This window comes from Streptomyces sp. NPDC101237 (genome assembly GCF_044767465.1).
In the GTDB taxonomy this organism is placed as follows: Bacteria; Actinomycetota; Actinomycetes; order Streptomycetales; family Streptomycetaceae; genus Streptomyces; species Streptomyces gramineus.
The window spans coordinates 1-14,514 of sequence record NZ_JBIWNY010000057.1 but is presented as its reverse complement, the minus strand read 5'-3'; the positions used below and the strand labels follow the sequence as shown (position 1 = coordinate 14,514).

The window sequence follows — 14,514 nt, the reverse complement described above, 5'->3', positions numbered from 1 at the left end:
GTTAGGGGCTCAGCGCGTTGTCAACTACCTATATCTCGGGCTACCGCGGGCCCCCCCCGCCGGTGTGGGGTAACCCACGTGGGGGGGGGGGCGCCACCCCCCCCGGCCCCCCCTTCGTCGTCCCGCGGGTCAGGCGTCCTCGGCCGCCACCAGGGCACGGCACTTCTCGACGTCCTCGGCCATCTGCTCCAGCAGGGCGTCGAGCGACTCGAACTTGGCCTGGCCGCGGACGAAGGCCAGGAAGTCGACGGCGACGTGCAGCCCGTACAGGTCGAGGCCGACGCGGTCGATGGCGTACGCCTCCACCGTGCGCTCGGTGCCGTCGAACTGCGGGTTCGTGCCGACGGAGATGGCGGCCGGCATCACCTCGCCCTGCGCGTGCAGATAACCGGCGTAGACGCCGTCGGCGGGGACCGCGGTGTGCGGGAGCGTCTCGACGTTGGCGGTCGGGAAGCCCAGCTCGCGGCCGCGCTGGGCGCCGCGCACGACGACACCCTCCACCCGGTGCGGGCGGCCGAGGATCTCGCGGGCGCCCGCCATGTCGCCCTCGGCGACCAGGCGTCGGGTCAGCGTCGAGGAGAACGGCTCGCCGCCGCCCGCCTCACCGCGCACGTACAGGTCGACGACCTCGACCTCGAAGTCGTAGACCTTGCCCTGCTCGGCGAGGAACTCGACGTTGCCCGCGGCCTTGTGGCCGAAGCGGAAGTTGGGGCCCTCCACGACGGCCTTGGCGCGCAGCCTGTCGACCAGCACCTTGACCACGAAATCGGCCGGCGACAGCCGCGAGAACTCGGTGGTGAAGGGCAGGATCAGCACCGCGTCCACGCCCAGTTCCGCCATCAGCTCGGCGCGGGTGTGGTGCGGGGCGAGCAGCGGCGGGTGGCTGCCGGGGCGGACGACCTCGCTGGGGTGCGGGTCGAAGGTGACGACGACCGCCGGGACGCCCAGCTGACGGGCGCGGTCCACGGCATGCCGGATGATCAGCTGGTGCCCGCGGTGCACTCCGTCGTAGGACCCGATGGTGACGACGCTGCGCCCCCAGTCCTCGGGGATGTCCTCCAACCCACGCCAGCGCTGCACTGTGACCGCTCCTCGAACCTGTGTCCGTTGTCCGTCTTACGCAGGTCTAAGGGTGCCATGTTTGGCGGACGCGTCTCACACCGGCACGGTCGCTGTGACCCGGCGCACGCCCGCGGAGCGTCACGCGGGCACCCGGACACCGGCGAGGTTGCCCAGCATCCGCCGGGTGCTCGGACCCACCAGCGCGGTCCACTCCTCCGGAGTGTCGGTGAGCCAGCGGGCCATCAGGGCGGCGAAGCCGGGCACGTGCCGGCCCAGGTCGACCAGGCCGCGGTCGAAGCGGGCCGCCCCGGCAGGGGTGCGGACCAGCAGCAGACCGGTGCGCCTGACCAGGTCGCGCGGGGCGTCGCCGTCGTCCTCGCGCTGCACGGCGGCGGCGTGCAGCAGCGCGTCGAGGACGTCCGGGTTCCGCTCGCGCTCCAGCAGGAACTCCAGGAGTTCCCGGCGCAGCGGCCGCGAGACGGGGGTGCCGGCCGCGCCGAGTACGGTCGCCAGGGCCGCCCGCACCGGCTCGGTACCGTCCACCAGCAGGCCGGTGACCAGGGGCAGCAGGACGGCACGGGCCCCGGCGCCGTGGCCGAGGCGCCGCTCGACGAACCCGGCGACCTGGCCGGCGGTCTCGGGGCGCAGTTCGGCGGCCTCCAGGACCAGCGCCGTGACCCGGTCGGCGAGGGCGGGTGAGGTGACGTCGGCGAGGGCGCGGACCACCTGCCCGGCGGCCGGCCCGCGCAGCTGGTCGCGGAAGGCCGCCAGGACGTCGTCGGGATGGGTGGTCAGGGCGGGCACGAGGGCGCCCGCCGACAGGTGCGGATCGCCGGCGGCGAAGTGGTCCAGTGCCTGCGGGAGATGACGGGACCGGGTCCACGGGTCCCGGACCAGCAGGGCGAGCGCGCCGCCGTGCAGGGCGCGGTCGGCGGGGCGGGCGAGCAGCGCGAGCGCGGCGTGGCGGAGCAGGGCCCGGTCGGCCTCGCCGCGCACGTGCGGGGCGGTGCGCAGCGCGTGGCAGACCGCGGCCACCCGGCGGGCCGGGCGCTCGTCGTGGGCCCAGCGGTCGACGGCCCGGCACATCGCGGACGGCTCGTCCTCGGCGAGCACGGCGAGCAGTTCGTCGCCCCGCCGGTGCGCGGCGTCGACGAGCACCTCGGTCAGGTCGTCCAGCGCCCGGCGCCGGTGGGTGTGCAGCAGGGCCTGGGCGGCGGTCGCCACGGTGGCGTGCGGCATCGCGGGCAGCGGCCGCTCGTCGTCGAACCACCGGGTCAGAGACGGCTGTACGGCGGTGGGGTCGGCGTCGAGCAGCCGGGCGACGGCGTCCAGGTAGCGCGGGGCCGGGTCCGCGGTGGGCGTCGGCCGGGGTCCGAGGCGTCCTCGGGGCGTGGCCGCCGGCAGCGGTTCGTCGGCGCGCACCAGGCGGCGCAGCAGGTCGAGGCGTTCGCCGTCGGGCAGGGCGAGCGCGGTCCAGAAGTCCGGTCCGAAGGGGGTGCCGGCGGTGCGGCGGCGGGCCACGACCCGGTCGGCGAGCAGCCGCAGCACGCCGGTGTACGGCGTCGCGTCGGGCAGCAGCGGCAGGGTCCTGGCGAGCAGCCGGGCGGCCCACCAGGAGGCGGGATCGAGGTCGAGGGCGTGCACCAGGTCGTTGAGCCGGGGGGTGAGCCGGTCGGGTCCGTCCTGGCGGTCCAGGAGCAGCAGGGCCTGGACGACCGGGCCGATCCGGTGGTGCGGGACGGGCCGCGGGTGGGTGCCGCCGGGGGTGCGGGGGCGGTGGACGAGGGCGCGCAGGGCCTCGTCCAGGTCCAGGTGCATGCCCTGGAGCCAGTCGGCGATCTCCTCGTGGGCGAACCGGTAGCCGCTGCCCGCCGGGACCAGCAGCCCCTCGGCGAGCACGGCGGAGGCCCAGCCGGAGCCGCCGCCGGGCCGCGCGGGGACGGCCCCGCACGGGAACACCGCCTCGAACGACTCGCGGTCCAGCCGGCCCTGGCCCGGGCCGAGGCTGCGCCGGGCGGCCTCGTGGACCCGGCCGCAGACGCGGGCGGCGAGCCGTCGTACGGCCGTGCCGCGCAGGCCGTTCTCGGCGGCCAGCCGGACCGCGACGCGCAGGCACCGCAGGTCGAGGTGGGCGGCGAAGACGTCGTAGCGGTCCAGCGGTGCGTCGGCGGGCGCGTCCGGGAGGGCGGCGCGTACCTCGCCGAGCAGGCGCAGGGCGAGGGGGTGGCGGGCGTCGCGGTCGGTGAGGGCGCCGTCGGGCACGCCGTGGCGGGAGCGGGCGCGGCGGGCCTCGTCGGGGGTGAGGTCGGTCAGCGGGACGCAGCCGGGGGGTCCGGGGTCGTGCGGCCGGTGGGGCGCGAACTCGGCGGCTGCCTGTTCCCAGTACTCCTCGCGGCAGGCGACCAGGAGCCGGGTGCCGGTGTCGTGCAGCCACGCCGCGGTCTGCGCGGTCCAGGCGGGCAGCCGGTCGGCGAGGGCGGCCGGCATCTCCTCCGGGCCGTCCAGCAGCAGCAGGAGCGGGCGGCCGGCACGGCCGGCGAGCCGGGCCAGCCGCTCCACGGTGAGGTCGCCGAGGTCGCCAGGGAGCCGGCGGTGGGAGGCGGCGACGGTCCGGACGGCGCGCTCCAGGACGCGGCGGGCGGCGTCGGCGACCGAGTCGTCGGTGTCCCCGAGGTCGGCGCCGCGGAGCCAGAGGGTCGGGGCGGGGCGGGGTGGGCGGATGCGGCGGGCGGCGAGGGCGGCGAGTTCGGTGGTGCGGCCGGTGCCGGGGTCGCCGACGAGCGCCAGGACCGTGCCGTGCGCGGTGTCGGCGGCTTCTGCGAAGGCCGTCAGGCGCTCCGCGGTCGCCGCTCGTTCGACGGGGCGGACGGGGTCGGTGCGGCCGTCCGCGGCCGGACGCGGGCCGGCCGCGGGGTTCTCCCGCTCCCCGGCGGGCGGACCCGGTGGGCCGTCCTGGTGCACCGCGGTGGCCGTCAGTTCCAGGACGCCCGCGAGGTTGAGGTCGGTGCCGTAGGCGGGGACGGTCGCGGCGTTGCGGGCGAGCAGGTCGGTCAGCTCGGCGCTCGCGGGGTGGTGGAGCGGGACGGCGAAGCCCGCGTCGCGCCGGTCGGAGCGCAGTGCGGTGCCCAGCACGCCGAGGACGGCGCCGGTCTCCGCGTCCAGGACCGGGCCGCCGGCCGCTCCGCCGCCGAGCCGCAGGGCGTCCTGGCCGGCGGTGCCGATCGCCAGCTCCAGCGCGTCGGGCAGGAGATGGAAGCGGTCGGTTGCGGTGTACGTCGCCTCGGTCGTGGCCAGTACCCGGGCCTCGCGCCAGCGGTCGGCGGCGATCCGCACGTAGCTTCCGGCCGGGATCCGCTCCCGCACCGTGATCGGCAGCGGGGCCACGCCGAGGCCCTCGGTACGGATCAGGGCGAGGTCGTGGGCGGGCAGCGGGGTGACCGCGTCCGGCCCGACCACGCAGGTGCGGTCACCGGTGGCGTGCAGCACGATCCGGGCGAGCCCGTCGACGGCCTCGTGACTGGTCACCAGGGTGCCGTCGTGGTCGGCGAGGAAGCCGGTGCCGCGCGGGCGGCCGGCGAGGTCGAGGATCCGGACCAGCCGGTCGTCCGGGGCCGGCCCGGCGTCCTGCCGTGCCTGCGGCGCGCCGTCCGCCGTACGGCGGCCGTTCCCGGTCCGCTGGGTCCGTCCCGCCATGATCGAACCTCCCGGCCGTGCACCCGTGCCCTGGGGCGTCCGCGGGCGGTGCCTCGGCCCCGGCCCGCACGTCGGACGCGCGCTTCGCCGTCGGACGCCGTCGCGGGCCCGCGACACGAGCCGCCGGCCCCTGTCCGAGACCGTAGGGGCGAAATGATCAGCGGGACAGAGCGGGTGGCGAACGCGCCCCCCTCCGCTCCCCCGGTTCACTCCGAGCGCCTGCTCGGTCGGGTGAATAGCCCGGGACGGGTGGATACACCCTAGGGGTGGGGGAACCGAGGGGGGACCGTGGAGCGGCGGCGGCACCGGACCCCGTGGTCGCCGCTCCACGGGCACACCGGCGTCAGCCGAACACGGCGAGGCTCTTGGCCTTGCCCTTCTGCTCCTCGACGAGCACCAGGAAGCGCCCGTCGGGGCCGAACACGGCGACGGGACCGGCGCCCGCGTACTCCTCGGGCATGTCGATCCGCACCCCGTTGGCGAGCAGACCGGCCCGCCGCGCGTCGACCTGCCAGCGCGGGAAGGCCGCCGTGGCCGCCTCGGCGACCGGCATCACGGTCAGCTCCTGCTGGAGCTGGTCGAGGGTGCGCGCGGACTCCAGCTTGTACGGTCCGACGCGGGTGCGGCGCAGCGCGGTCAGGTGGCCGCCGACGCCCAGGCCCGCGCCCAGGTCCCGGGCGAGGGCCCGGATGTAGGTGCCGGAGGAGCAGACCACCGAGACGACCAGGTCGAGCACGGGGGTGCCGTCCTCGGCGACGCCGTCGCGGACGTCGTGGACGGCGAACGACGAGACGGTCACCGGCCGTGCCGGGATCTCGAACTCCTCGCCCTCCCGGGCGCGCTTGTAGGACCGCACACCGTTGATCTTGATGGCGCTGACCTTGGACGGCACCTGCATGATGCGCCCGGTCAGCTCGGCGATGCCGGCGTCGACGGCCTCACGGGTGACCCCGGAGGCGTCGGCGGACGAGGTGATCTCGCCCTCCGCGTCGTCGGTGACGGTGTTCTGCCCGAGGCGGACGGTCCCCAGGTACTCCTTCTCGGTGAGCGCGAGGTGCCCGAGGAGCTTGGTCGCCCGCTCGACTCCGAGGACGAGGACACCGGTGGCCATCGGGTCGAGGGTGCCGGCGTGCCCGACGCGCCGGGTGCGGGCGATGCCCCGCATCTTGGCGACGACGTCGTGCGAGGTGAAGCCCGACGGCTTGTCGACGATGACAAGGCCGTCGGGCGGAGTGGGCTTGCTGGTCATTCGGCGGCGTCGTCCGTCTCGTCGGCGTCGTCCTCGGCACCCGGCTTGCGGTACGGGTCCGCTTCACCGGCGAAGGCGGCGCCCGCGGACACCTCGCGGACCTTCGCGTCCGAGGCCCGTGCCTTGTCGAGCAGGTCCTCGATGGTCTTCGCGGTGTCCGGGAGGGCGTCCGCGACGAAGGTCAGGGTCGGCGTGAACTTCACGCCCGCCGCCGCGCCGACCGCGGAGCGGAGCACGCCCTTGGCGCTCTCCAGGCCCGCGGCGGCCGCCGCCCGCTCCTCCTCGTCGCCGTAGACCGTGTAGAAGACGGTCGCCTCCCGGAGGTCGCCCGTGACCCGGGTGTCCGTGATGGTGACGTGGGTGCCGAGCCGCGGGTCCTTGATCCCGCGCTGCAGCTTCTGCGCCACCACCTCTCGGATGAGGTCCGCCAGCCTCTTGGCGCGCGCGTTGTCGGCCACTGGTCCGTCTCCCGTTCTTTCTTCTGTGTCGTTCTCAGGTCTGGTCGTCGTCGCCGTGGAAGCGCCGTCGGACGGACAGCAGCTCCACCTCGGGGCGGGCGGCGACCAGCCGTTCGCACCGGTCGAGCACCTCGGTCAGGTGCGCGGTGTCTCCGGAGACCATGGCGAGGCCGATGCCGGCCCGGCGATGAAGGTCCAGGTGGTCCACCTCGGCCACGCTCACGGCGAACTTCCGCCGGAGTTCGGCGACGATCGGGCGGACGACGGAGCGCTTCTCCTTCAGCGAATGGATGTCGCCGAGGAGGAGGTCGAAGGACAGAGTCCCCACGTACATGTATGTAACCGGTTCACCCGCCGGTACGGGATCGATGGCCCTGTTCAGGAACGGTACCCCGTCCCCGCCGGGGGCTCGACCGACTTTCCCCGCCGATTGCGGAGCGAGGGCTCCGCCCAGGGGAAAAGCGCTGGCCGACGGGAGCGGACTCCCGTCGGCCAGCACCAACCGCAGGTGTTACACCCGCGGCTTCTCGCGCATCTCGTACGTCGCGATGACGTCGTCGATCTTGATGTCGTTGAAGTTTCCGAGGTTGATACCGCCCTCGAAGCCTTCGCGGATCTCGGTGACGTCGTCCTTGAAGCGGCGCAGGCCCTCGATGTTGAGGTTCTCCGCGATGACCTTGCCGTCGCGGATGAGTCGGGCCTTGGTGTTGCGCTTGACCTCGCCGGAGCGGATGAGAACACCCGCGATGTTGCCCAGCTTGGACGACTTGAAGACCTCGCGGATCTCCGCCGTGCCGAGCTCGACCTCTTCGTACTCCGGCTTGAGCATGCCCTTGAGGGCCGCCTCGATCTCCTCGATCGCCTGGTAGATGACCGAGTAGTAGCGGACGTCCACGCCTTCGCGCTCGGCCATCTGCGCCGCGCGGCCCGCCGCACGGACGTTGAAGCCGATCACGATGGCGTCCGAGCCCATCGCGAGGTCGATGTCGGACTCCGTGACCGCACCGACACCGCGGTGCAGGACGCGGATGTCGACCTCTTCGCCGACGTCCAGCTGGAGCAGGGAGGACTCCAGGGCCTCGACGGAACCAGAAGCGTCACCCTTGATGATGAGGTTGAGCTGCTGGACCTCGCCGGCCTTGAGCACCTTGTCCAGGTCCTCCAGGGAGACGCGGCGCGTGCGCTTGGCGAACGCGGCGTTGCGCTCACGGGCGGCACGCTTCTCGGCGATCTGACGGGCCGTACGGTCCTCGTCCACCACCAGGAAGTTGTCGCCCGCACCCGGGACGTTGGTCAGACCCAGGACCTGGACCGGCGTCGCGGGTCCGGCCTCGGCGACGTTGTTGCCGTTGTCGTCGAGCATGGCGCGGACGCGACCGTAGGCGTCGCCCACGACCATCGTGTCGCCGACCCGCAGGGTGCCTCGCTGCACGAGGACCGTCGCCACGGCACCGCGGCCGCGGTCGAGACGGGACTCGATCGAGATGCCCTGCGCGTCCTGGTTCGGGTTGGCCCGCAGGTCGAGCGAGGCGTCCGCGGTCAGGATGACCGCTTCGAGCAGCGAGTCGATGTGCAGACCCTGCTTGGCGGAGATGTCGACGAACATCGTGTCGCCGCCGTACTCCTCGGCCACCAGGCCGTACTCGGTCAGCTGACCGCGCACCTTGGTCGGGTCGGCGCCCTCGACGTCGATCTTGTTGACCGCGACGACGATCGGGACGTCGGCCGCCTTGGCGTGGTTGAGCGCCTCGACCGTCTGCGGCATGACGCCGTCGTTGGCCGCGACGACCAGGATCGCGATGTCGGTCGACTTCGCACCACGGGCACGCATGGCGGTGAACGCCTCGTGACCCGGGGTGTCGATGAAGGTGATCTTGCGCTCTTCGTCGTTGACCTCGGTGGAGACCTGGTAGGCACCGATGTGCTGGGTGATGCCGCCGGCCTCGCCCGCGATGACGTTCGTCTTGCGGATGGCGTCGAGCAGTCGGGTCTTGCCGTGGTCGACGTGACCCATGACGGTGACGACCGGCGGACGGACCACCAGGTCGTCCTCGCCGCCCTCGTCCTCGCCGAACTCGATGTCGAAGGACTCGAGCAGCTCGCGGTCCTCCTCCTCGGGGCTGACGATCTGGACCGTGTAGTTCATCTCGCCGGCGAGGACCTCGAGGGTCGCGTCGGAGACGGACTGCGTGGCCGTGACCATCTCGCCGAGGTTCATCATGACCGCGACGAGGGACGCCGGGTTGGCGTTGATCTTCTCCGCGAAGTCGGTGAGCGACGCGCCGCGGGAGAGACGGATGGTCTCGCCGTTGCCGCGCGGCAGCATCACGCCGCCGACGCTCGGGGCCTGCATGGCCTCGTACTCCTGGCGACGCTGCCGCTTCGACTTGCGACCGCGACGCGCCGGACCGCCGGGACGGCCGAAGGCACCCTGCGTGCCACCACGGCCGCCGGGACCGCCCGGACGACCGCCGAAGCCGGGACGACCGCCGCCGCCAGCGCCGGGACCGCCGCCGAAGCCGCCGCCGCCACCGGGACCGCCGGGACGACCGGCGAAGCCGCCGCCGCCACCGGGACGGGCACCGCCACCGCCGCCGCCGGGACGGCCGGCGAAGCCGCCGCCCGCGGGACGACCGGCGCCGCCGGGACGACCCGCACCGCCGGGACCGCGACCGCCGCCACCAGGGCCGGGACGGGGGCCGGCAGCGGGACGCTGCGGCATCATGCCGGGGTTGGGACGCGGACCCGCGGAACCGCCGCCGGGACGCGGACCGCCCTGCGGGCGGGGCATGCCGGCCGGGCTCGGACGGGCACCGCCGGAAGCCTGGGGACGCGGACCGCCGCCCTGGGCGCCGGGCGCCTGGGGACGGGGAGCACCACCGGGGCCGCCGGGGCCGGGACGGGCACCGCCCTGCGGGCGCGGGGCCTGCGGACGGGCCATGCCGGTGGAGCCACCGGAGGTGAAGGGGTTGTTGCCCGGACGCGGACCCGCCGGACGGGCACCGCCCGGACGGGGGGCGCGCTCGCCACCGGGACGCTGGCCGCCGCCCTGACCCGGACGGGCCTGGCCCTGACCGGGGGCGGGACGGCCGCCGGGACGCGGGGCGCTCTGGCCGGGACGCGGAGCGCCACCGGGACGCTGGCCCTGTGCGGCGGCCGGGCTCTGCGCCGGGGCGGCCGGAGGGGCCGGCGGGGCGGTGAACTCGGGCGCGGCCGGAGCCGGACGCGGGGCGGGCTTCGGGCCCGGAACCGGGCGCGAGCCGGAGGCGGCCGGCGCGGAGGCGGCCGGCGCCGGGGTGACCGGAGCCGGAGCCTCGACCGGAGCCGAGGGAGCCGCCGGGGCCGAGGCCGCGGGGGCGGGAGCCGCCGGAGCCTGGGGCTGCGGGGCGGCCGGACGCGGGGCGCCCGGCTTGGGGGCACCCGGGCGGGCCGCCTGCGCCGGAGAGGGCGCGGCGGGCCTGGGGGCAGCCTTGCGCGGGGCGGGCTTGCCGGCGGACTTGCCGTTGCCACCGCCCTGGAAGGCGTCTGTCAGCTTGCGTACAACGGGCGCCTCGATCGTCGAGGACGCCGAACGGACGAATTCACCGAGTTCCTGAAGCTTGGCCATGACGACCTTGCTCTCGACCCCGAACTCCTTGGCGAGTTCGTATACCCGGACCTTAGCCACTTCGCTCCTTTTAGGTCCGGGTGTGTCCGGACCGTCGCTACTTCATGGGCGTACTCATCGCGTGCTCATCGAGTGCTCATCGCAATCTCGACCTACTTCCAACTCGCGGGGTACCAGAGCCGCACGGACGCTCCGTACGACGCTTCTTACGGTGTTACTGCTCGACGTACGGGCGCAACGCCTTTACGTCCAGCGGACCCGGGACGCGCAGCGCCCTCGGAAGTGCCCGGCGGCGCACCGCCTGGTCCAGACAGACCTGGGCGGGGTGTACGTATGCACCCCGGCCGGGCAGCGTACCGCGAGGATCGGGGACACATTCGCCCTCGACCGCCACGATCCGCAGCAGTTCGGTCTTGGCCGCTCGCTGCCTGCACCCCACACAGGTGCGCTCAGGGCATGCGCGGGCACGCGTCCGGCCAGACACCGCTAAGTCTACCTCCCCGTACCGACCTCACCCCTCCGGGGCAAAGATCGAACGGCCATTGTCGTAATCCAAGCGACCTGCGGCTTGGAACTATTCCCCTCGTCCGGGTGAACCTCCGGCGAGGGGACGGATGGCTTACTCGGACACCTGTTCGGTATCCGGACGGATGTCGATCCGCCAGCCGGTCAGCCGGGCGGCCAGCCGGGCGTTCTGCCCCTCTTTGCCGATCGCCAGTGACAGCTGGTAGTCGGGCACGGTCACCCGGGCGGACCGGGCCGCCAGGTCCACGACCTCCACCTTGGAGACCCGGGCCGGCGACAGCGCGTTCGCGACCATCTCGGCCGGGTCGTCCGACCAGTCGACGATGTCGATCTTCTCGCCGTTCAGCTCGCCCATCACGTTGCGGACCCGGCCGCCCATGGGGCCGATGCAGGCGCCCTTGGCGTTCAGGCCCGAACGGGTGGAGCGGACCGCGATCTTCGTCCGGTGGCCGGCCTCGCGCGCGATGGCGGAGATCTCCACGGACCCGTCGGCGATCTCCGGCACCTCCAGCGCGAAGAGCTTCTTCACCAGGTTCGGATGCGTGCGCGACAGCGTGACGGAGGGCCCGCGGACGCCCTTGGCGACGCGGACCACGTACGAGCGCAGCCGCATCCCGTGCGGATAGGTCTCGCCGGGGACCTGCTCCTGCACCGGCAGGATGGCCTCCAGCTTGCCGATGTCCACGAGCACGTTCTTCGGGTCGCGGCCCTGCTGGACCACACCGGTGACGATGTCGCCCTCACGGCCGGCGTACTCGCCGAGCGTGGCGTCGTCCTCGGCGTCCCTCAGCCGCTGCAGGATGACCTGCTTGGCGGTGGTGGCGGCGATCCGCCCGAAGTCCGACGGGGTGTCGTCGAACTCGCGGGGCGCCTGCCCCTCCTCCAGGTCCTCGGGGTCCTCCTTCGCCCACACGGTCACATGCCCGGTCTCCCGGTTGAGCTCCACGCGCGCGTGTCGGCGGCTTCCCTCGGTGCGGTGGTAGGCGATGAGGAGGGCCGACTCGATCGCCTCGACCAGCAGGGAGAAGGAGATCTCCTTCTCCCGAACCAAGCCCCGCAGGGCACTCATGTCGATGTCCACGGCTACGCCTCCTCTTCTTCCGTCATGTCCTTCTTGTCCTTGCGGTTGAACTCGACCTGCACACGCGCCCTGCCGATCTCGGCGAACCCGAGTCTGCGGGCGGTGGCCTTACGGCCCTTGACGCCGGGCACCTCCAGGTCGAGGCCCTCGTCGTCGACGTCCAGGATGCGCGCGACCAGTTCGTCGCCCTCGGCGAGCTGGAACCTCACCAGGCGGTCCACGGCGCGCACGTAGTGCCGGTGTTCGGTGAGGGCGCGCTCCGCGCCCGGGGTGCCGACCTCGAGGGTGTACTCGCCCTCGCCCATCGCGTCGGTCTCGTCGAGCTTCGCCGAGAGCTCACGGCTCACATCGGCGATCCGGTCCAGGTCGGCCCCGGTGTCGGAGTCGACGACCACGCGCAGCACCCTCTTGCGTCCGACCGAGTCCACCGCGATCTCTTCGAGATCCAGGCCCTGGGAGGTGACGAGCGGTTCCAGGAGCTCTCGCAGCCTCTCGCTCTGGGTCGTGCTCATCCGGGTGACTCCTCGGCCGCGTGTGCTGTTGTGGGTTGGGTCGCGTGTCTGGTCAAAGGGTATCCGGTCGTGAGGAGTGTTGCCGTCCACCCGGGTGCGGACGGTGCCGATGAGTGGCTTCGGACAGGTGCGCGGGTACCGTGATCACGGACGGGTCCGTCCCATGTCCGATTCCTTTCGTATTTCTTCGTATCCAGCTCCCCCGAGGACGTCTGCCGTGTCGTTCCCCCCGCTGTCGCGTACCCCCTGGGGAGTACGCAGAAGGAGCCTGTTCGTCTCCGCGGCCTCGGCCGCCCTGCTGGCGGGTTGCTCCGCCGGCCCCGACTCCGCGGGCAGCGGCGGCAGTACGTCGGCCATCGCGCGGGCACGCGCGCGTGCGGCCCGGGACAGCCGGGTGCTGCTCGGGCAGTACGACGCCGTCCTCGCCGCCCATCCCGGCCTCGCGGGGACGCTGCGGCCGCTGCGGGCCCATGTGGCGGCCCACGCGGCGGCCTTCGCCGAGGGCGCGCGGGACGCGACGGCCACGGCCTCGCCGACCGCCTCCGGCTCGCCCTCGGCCACGGTGTCCGCGTCCGCCTCCCCCGCGGTGCCGGCCGACGAGAAGTCCGCGCTCGCGTCCCTGGCCGCCGCCGAGCGCGCCCTCGCCGACCGCCGGGCCGCCGAACTGCTGGACCTGCCCGGCGAACTGGCCCGGCTGCTGGCAGGGGTGTCGGCGGCCGGATCCGCGCACGCCTACCTGCTGACGAAGGGTGAGAAGTGAGCGACGGGACCGGCACCGAGGTGCTGAAGGCGCTTCAGGCGGCGCTGGCGGCCGAACACGCCGCGGTCTACGGGTACGGGGTCGTCGGCGGCCTGATCGGCACCCAGCGGCGGACCGAGGCGCGTGCGGCCTACGACGCGCACCGGGCCGGCCGGGACACGCTCGCCCGCACGGTACGGGACCTGGGCGCCACGCCCGTCGCCGCGAGCGCGGCCTACGCGCTGCCGTTCGACGTCACCGACGCGGCGACGGCCGTACGCCTCGCCGCCGAACTGGAGGCACGGGTGGCCGACGTCTACTCCGACCTGGTCCGGGCCTCCTCCGGCGCACGGCGCGGATCGGCGGCCGGGGCGCTGCGGGAGGCGGCGGTGCGGGCGGTGCGCTGGAGCGGGGAGAGCGTAGCCTTCCCTGGTCTCGCCGAGCGGGACGCGCCACTGGGCCGGGCCGGCGCCTCGGCCTCGCCCACGGCTTCGTCGACTCCGTAGAGCACGCAAGAGGAAGGGAACGACTCGCGTATGGCTTTCGAACCGCCGCGGCGCCTGGTGAAGGCGCTCGGTGAGACGGCGCCGGACGGTGACGAGTGGCTGGAGAAGCTGCCCGACGCGGTGGAACGGGCCGTCAGCGCACGCGAGTTGACCGTGGAACGGGTGCAGGTGCCGGGCGGCCGCAGCAGTGTCGTCCTGCTGGTGCGGCAGGCCGGGGGTACACCGGCGGTGCTGAAGCTGGCGCCCCGGCGGGCCCGGCCGGAGAGCGAGGCCGCGGCGCTGGCGCACTGGGCCGGACTGGGTGCCGTACGGCTGCTGGACGCCGACGGAGCGGACGGGGTGCTGCTGCTGGAGCGGCTGCACCCGGAGGTCTCGGTGCGGTCGCTGCCCGAGGCGAAGGCGCTGCTGGAGGCCGCCGGGACGCTGCGCCGGCTGTGGGTGGAGCCGCCCCGCGGCCCGGTGTTCGAGACGGTGGCGGAGCGGACCGGACGGCAGGCCGCGGCGATGCGGGCGGCCGCGGGTCCCGAGGTGGCCCCGCTGGTCGACGCGGCCCTCGCCGCCCGGGAGGACCTGCTGGCCGCGCCTCCTGAGCGGCGGCTGCTGCACGGAACGTTCCGGCAGAGCAAGGTACTGGCCGGGGACCGGCTGCCGTGGCTCGCGGTGGGCCCTGACCCGGTCGTCGGGGAGTGCGCGTTCGATCTGGCCCGGCTGGTGCGGGACCGGGTGGAGGACCTGATCGCCTCCCCGTCGGGTGCCACCATCACGCGGCGGCGGATCAAGCGGCTCGCGGAGTCCCTGGAGGTGGACCAGGAGCGGCTGCGCGGCTGGACGCTGTTCCGGGCGGTGGAGTCGGGCGTACGGGCCCTGCGGGTGGGCCGGCCGAAGGACGCCGAGCTGCTGCTCGAATTCGCCGCGTGGCTCTAGGACGTCCGCGAAGTCCCGCCCGCCGCTTGATGGCGGGCAGGGCCGGTCGGGTGCCGGTGGTTCGGCAGGCGCGGCGCGGCGGGCGCCCCGGGGGGGGCCCGGGGGCCGCGCCGGGGGGGGGGCCGCCCCCCGGGGGGGGGGGGGCGGGCGGCGCCCCG

Annotated in this window: 12 protein-coding genes; 3 read left to right on the top strand and 9 right to left on the bottom strand. The window is 74.3% G+C overall.

What is annotated here, in order from left to right:
- Window positions 1-129: 129 nt before the first annotated feature.
- The 9 genes from ACIRQ9_RS39950 to rimP all read right to left on the bottom strand — a co-directional run bounded on the left by ACIRQ9_RS39950 (window position 130) and on the right by rimP (window position 12,187).
- Window positions 130-1,080 (bottom strand): bifunctional riboflavin kinase/FAD synthetase, encoded by a 951-nt coding sequence (locus ACIRQ9_RS39950; RefSeq protein ID WP_404185587.1) that lies wholly within the window; start codon window positions 1,078-1,080, stop codon window positions 130-132.
- Window positions 1,081-1,200: 120 nt separating this feature from the next.
- Complete coding sequence (locus ACIRQ9_RS39945; RefSeq protein WP_404185584.1) at window positions 1,201-4,755, bottom strand: trypsin-like peptidase domain-containing protein; 3,555 nt, start codon at window positions 4,753-4,755, stop codon at window positions 1,201-1,203.
- A 343-nt stretch (window positions 4,756-5,098) separates the two neighbouring features.
- Window positions 5,099-6,004 carry a tRNA pseudouridine(55) synthase TruB gene (gene truB / locus ACIRQ9_RS39940; protein ID WP_404185581.1) on the bottom strand — a complete coding sequence of 302 codons (906 nt, stop codon included), beginning with the start codon at window positions 6,002-6,004 and terminating at the stop codon, window positions 5,099-5,101.
- Complete coding sequence (rbfA, locus tag ACIRQ9_RS39935; protein WP_404185579.1) at window positions 6,001-6,462, bottom strand: 30S ribosome-binding factor RbfA; 462 nt, start codon at window positions 6,460-6,462, stop codon at window positions 6,001-6,003. Before rbfA ends, truB begins: the two co-directional genes overlap by 4 nt.
- Window positions 6,463-6,496: 34 nt before the next feature.
- Window positions 6,497-6,796: a DUF503 domain-containing protein gene (locus tag ACIRQ9_RS39930; protein ID WP_404185576.1), complete on the bottom strand. Its 300-nt coding sequence runs from the start codon at window positions 6,794-6,796 to the stop codon at window positions 6,497-6,499.
- 177 nt (window positions 6,797-6,973) lie between these two features.
- On the bottom strand, window positions 6,974-10,129 hold the full coding sequence (gene infB, locus ACIRQ9_RS39925; protein ID WP_404185573.1) for a translation initiation factor IF-2: 3,156 nt from the start codon (window positions 10,127-10,129) through the stop codon (window positions 6,974-6,976).
- 154 nt (window positions 10,130-10,283) lie between these two features.
- Window positions 10,284-10,553 (bottom strand): YlxR family protein, encoded by a 270-nt coding sequence (locus tag ACIRQ9_RS39920; RefSeq protein WP_404185570.1) that lies wholly within the window; start codon window positions 10,551-10,553, stop codon window positions 10,284-10,286.
- A gap of 135 nt (window positions 10,554-10,688) precedes the next feature.
- A complete protein-coding gene (gene nusA, locus ACIRQ9_RS39915) occupies window positions 10,689-11,675 on the bottom strand; it encodes a transcription termination factor NusA (protein WP_365296686.1) in 987 nt (328 codons plus the stop codon).
- 2 nt (window positions 11,676-11,677) lie between these two features.
- Window positions 11,678-12,187: a ribosome maturation factor RimP gene (rimP, locus tag ACIRQ9_RS39910; protein ID WP_404185566.1), complete on the bottom strand. Its 510-nt coding sequence runs from the start codon at window positions 12,185-12,187 to the stop codon at window positions 11,678-11,680.
- Window positions 12,188-12,404: 217 nt separating this feature from the next.
- Between rimP and ACIRQ9_RS39905 the strand changes: the two genes are divergently transcribed.
- Genes ACIRQ9_RS39905 through ACIRQ9_RS39895 form a run of 3 tightly spaced genes read left to right on the top strand, consistent with a single transcriptional unit; the run spans window position 12,405 to window position 14,356 of the window.
- Complete coding sequence (locus ACIRQ9_RS39905) at window positions 12,405-12,947, top strand: hypothetical protein (RefSeq protein WP_404185563.1); 543 nt, start codon at window positions 12,405-12,407, stop codon at window positions 12,945-12,947.
- On the top strand, window positions 12,944-13,432 hold the full coding sequence (locus ACIRQ9_RS39900; protein ID WP_404185560.1) for a ferritin-like domain-containing protein: 489 nt from the start codon (window positions 12,944-12,946) through the stop codon (window positions 13,430-13,432). The genes ACIRQ9_RS39905 and ACIRQ9_RS39900 overlap by 4 nt, the downstream gene beginning before the upstream one ends.
- Window positions 13,433-13,462: 30 nt before the next feature.
- Window positions 13,463-14,356, top strand: a complete 894-nt coding sequence (locus tag ACIRQ9_RS39895) for an aminoglycoside phosphotransferase family protein (RefSeq protein WP_404185557.1) — start codon at window positions 13,463-13,465, stop codon at window positions 14,354-14,356.
- The last annotated feature ends 158 nt before the right edge of the window (window positions 14,357-14,514 follow it).

What these genes read in the sequence shown, in the direction of transcription:
- rimP (WP_404185566.1), bottom strand. Translation starts at nt 12,187, where the DNA reads ATGAGCACGACCCAGAGCGAGAGGCTGCGAGAGCTCCTGGAACCGCTC.
- ACIRQ9_RS39895 (WP_404185557.1), top strand. Translation starts at nt 13,463, where the DNA reads ATGGCTTTCGAACCGCCGCGGCGCCTGGTGAAGGCGCTCGGTGAGACG.
- truB (WP_404185581.1), bottom strand. Translation starts at nt 6,004, where the DNA reads ATGACCAGCAAGCCCACTCCGCCCGACGGCCTTGTCATCGTCGACAAG.
- ACIRQ9_RS39945 (WP_404185584.1), bottom strand. Translation starts at nt 4,755, where the DNA reads ATGGCGGGACGGACCCAGCGGACCGGGAACGGCCGCCGTACGGCGGAC.
- ACIRQ9_RS39930 (WP_404185576.1), bottom strand. Translation starts at nt 6,796, where the DNA reads ATGTACGTGGGGACTCTGTCCTTCGACCTCCTCCTCGGCGACATCCAT.